This window comes from Methylomonas sp. MgM2 (assembly GCF_054172045.1).
On sequence record NZ_JBSYXO010000083.1, the window covers coordinates 1 to 2,534 of the forward strand.

The 2,534-nt window shown below is 47.2% G+C and carries 4 protein-coding genes; 3 read left to right on the forward strand and 1 reads right to left on the reverse strand.

What is annotated here, in order from left to right:
* Positions 1–102 precede the first annotated feature (102 nt).
* Entirely contained in the window at positions 103–297 is a 195-nt protein-coding gene (locus ACW73I_RS22915) for a hypothetical protein (RefSeq protein ID WP_458031829.1), read from the forward strand.
* A gap of 94 nt (positions 298–391) precedes the next feature.
* Here ACW73I_RS22915 and ACW73I_RS22920 read toward each other — a convergent pair whose 3' ends face one another.
* A complete protein-coding gene (locus tag ACW73I_RS22920; RefSeq protein ID WP_458031830.1) occupies positions 392–1,387 on the reverse strand; it encodes a hypothetical protein in 996 nt (331 codons plus the stop codon).
* A 215-nt stretch (positions 1,388–1,602) separates the two neighbouring features.
* On the opposite strand from ACW73I_RS22920, the gene ACW73I_RS22925 reads away from it, so the two are divergent.
* Both ACW73I_RS22925 and ACW73I_RS22930 read left to right on the forward strand, forming a co-directional pair.
* Positions 1,603–1,788 (forward strand): type II toxin-antitoxin system HicA family toxin, encoded by a 186-nt coding sequence (locus ACW73I_RS22925; RefSeq protein ID WP_458031831.1) that lies wholly within the window; start codon positions 1,603–1,605, stop codon positions 1,786–1,788.
* Positions 1,785–2,180, forward strand: a complete 396-nt coding sequence (locus ACW73I_RS22930; protein WP_458031832.1) for a type II toxin-antitoxin system HicB family antitoxin — start codon at positions 1,785–1,787, stop codon at positions 2,178–2,180. The genes ACW73I_RS22925 and ACW73I_RS22930 overlap by 4 nt, the downstream gene beginning before the upstream one ends.
* The last annotated feature ends 354 nt before the right edge of the window (positions 2,181–2,534 follow it).

Consider the following 2,534-nt stretch of genomic DNA (forward strand, 5'->3'; position numbering starts at 1 on the left):
GCCTTGGGCTGTCGATACCGTCTATATTAACGGACTGAAGCAACTGGGGTAGATGGGGTTAATCAGTCGTTAACCAAAAAACTGCATGAGCTGGAAAGGGCTTTGCGAAAAAACACCTCGGAGCTGATTTCATTGGCTATCGACGAAATTTACCAGCGCCAAGTCAGTCCACCGCTCAGCGAAGGCCAGAAAGCCTATCAAATCATGCTGCAAACCGGCTTTATCGGTAGCATGGCCGGTGACGGTACTCTATCGAAAAATTACAAGGATATGCTGGATTGGAGCGATAAAACATGATCATCGCCGATTCCGGGTTTTGGATTGCCTTGCCGACCTAATCGGTTTTCACGCTTACCGCTGGAAAAATACCCGGCCATTTCAAAATCTTTTATTACCTTGAAAACGGAAAGCTACCCACACGTTGCAATACTTCCATAAAATCGCCGTATCGGACTATGCCTTCGCTACGGCATTGAATCATGCTGAAGCGCACCGCTTCTTTTAGGTGCGGATGGTCTTTGATCCACTGTTCGTGTTCGGTATAAACCGGCGCTTGGGTTTGCAATAAGGCTTGATAGGCTTCCAATGCCGCCGGAAAACGGGCGGCTAATTTCTCGCAAACGGTTTTGGTATAAAACTGAGCCAACCCTTCTACAATGCCAAGGTCGGCATTGCCAAAATCTTTGGTTTTCCAGGTTGTGCCGTCAATATCTTTGCCTTGATGAGTGTATGCATGCGCTAGTTCATGGGCCAGCACGACCAGGCATAAGCCCTCGATGGAAATACTGTAAAACTGAGCGAAAATACCAATTGCCGCCCAATAAATTTCAACTCTGGGGACATTGAAAAAGTACGCACCAAGGATGTCTTCGTTAAGCTCTCTAAGCCTGTGCTTGATACCAAATTGCCCAAGCTGCTCAAGTATTTGTTGGAACCAAGTCTTAGCATTGCTAAGATCGATAGGCGATAGCTCACTAGGGCATAATGTATGAAGTGCGGAAAATTGCTCGATAGCAATATCAAGCCCTTTGGCCGTATCGGCAAAGGCTTTTTCGTTTAACAGGACAGGCGCTTGTTCACTGTACCTTCTTAAAACATCGATCAATGGCTCCGGCAAACCATCAACCACTTTGATTGGGATTTGTGTGGCTTTGTGTTCAGGGCGATTGCTTTTGTTCTCTTTCTCTATGCTGAGCCTGAGCGCGGTTTCATTCCGCAGTTGGTCTCTAACGATCAAATTCCACTGGTTAACGGTACGTTGTACCCGCTGCTTTAAATTTGGCTGGTAATGCTCTAATTGCTCAATCCAATGTCTTGCCGAACTTGAGTCCGCATCCGGGCCGATATTGTAACCATAGTAAGCATCACCCCATTTTTGTGTAAACATCTAATCCGCCTTGAACATCAAAGAATGCTAAATGGATGACAAAATTCATCCAGATTTGATGCGGATTATATCCGCCTCTTAGCCTACAGAGACTGGTTGATAGAACAAAGAAGATAGATTCGGCAGGTAAATCTTTCTTCCAACCTAGCATAAAACCTCGGGTTGTAACTAAGAGGCGGCTTGCCAACCCTTGTATGGTGGGTATAATAACCACCATGAACAGCAGACAACTGATTAAACTACTCGAAGAAGATGGCTGGACGCTACGCAGTGTCAAAGGTAGTCATCATGTTTTTGTTCATCCGGTTAAGTTGGGGCATTTGACAGTGCCGCATCCCAAAAGTGATTTAGGCAAAGGATTGGTGAATAAGCTGTTAAAACAAGCGGGGTTGAAAGTATGAGATTTATTATTGCCATAGAGCCAGGCGATGACAATCATGCGTTTGGTGTGGTTGTGCCGGATTTGCCAGGCTGCTTTTCAGCGGGTGATACATTGGATGAGGCTTTCGAAAACGCCAAAGAAGCGATTGATCTATGGTGCGAAACGGTCATCGAAGACGGGGGCATGATCCCACCCGGCAAAACGCTAGCGGAACACCAAGCCAATCCGGAATTTACCGGCTGGGTTTGGTCAATTGTGGAGGTGCCGGTAGAGCGTTATTTGGGGCCAGCCGAAAAGGTCAATATTACGTTGCCAAAGCTGTTATTGACCCGAATCGATGAATACGCCAAGGCCCACGGTGCGACCCGTTCCGGTTTCTTGGCGCAAGCCGCGCGGCAGGCAATGCGCTAAGGGGACTAGCGGAAGCATTTGAACAGAAACTTATGGTTTCAACAAAATGCGGCTATACAAAATTTCTCTAAAGCGGCCACTGGAAATTATTCATCTCGAATAGGCTGGCCATCAGGTTACGACCCTTTGCTGACAGATAAGATTTAATTTGCAGTGACAGGAAAGGGCAAATTAGCCGTCCTTCATAATGTAGGTGCGATTAGCCTAGCGTGTTGCGGCTGGGCAATGCCGCTTAATCTAGCGGGTGGAATTCCCGCCTCGGTAACTGCTAGCCACAGGCCGAGTATCGAGCCTTGCAGGCAGTATGGTAACAGGCTGCTTGATGCGTAGGTACGAAAACTGGCGAGGAACAAT

Coding starts and splice junctions, on each gene's coding strand:
- ACW73I_RS22920 (WP_458031830.1), bottom strand. CDS start 1,387: ATGTTTACACAAAAATGGGGTGATGCTTACTATGGTTACAATATCGGC.
- ACW73I_RS22925 (WP_458031831.1), top strand. CDS start 1,603: ATGAACAGCAGACAACTGATTAAACTACTCGAAGAAGATGGCTGGACG.
- ACW73I_RS22930 (WP_458031832.1), top strand. CDS start 1,785: ATGAGATTTATTATTGCCATAGAGCCAGGCGATGACAATCATGCGTTT.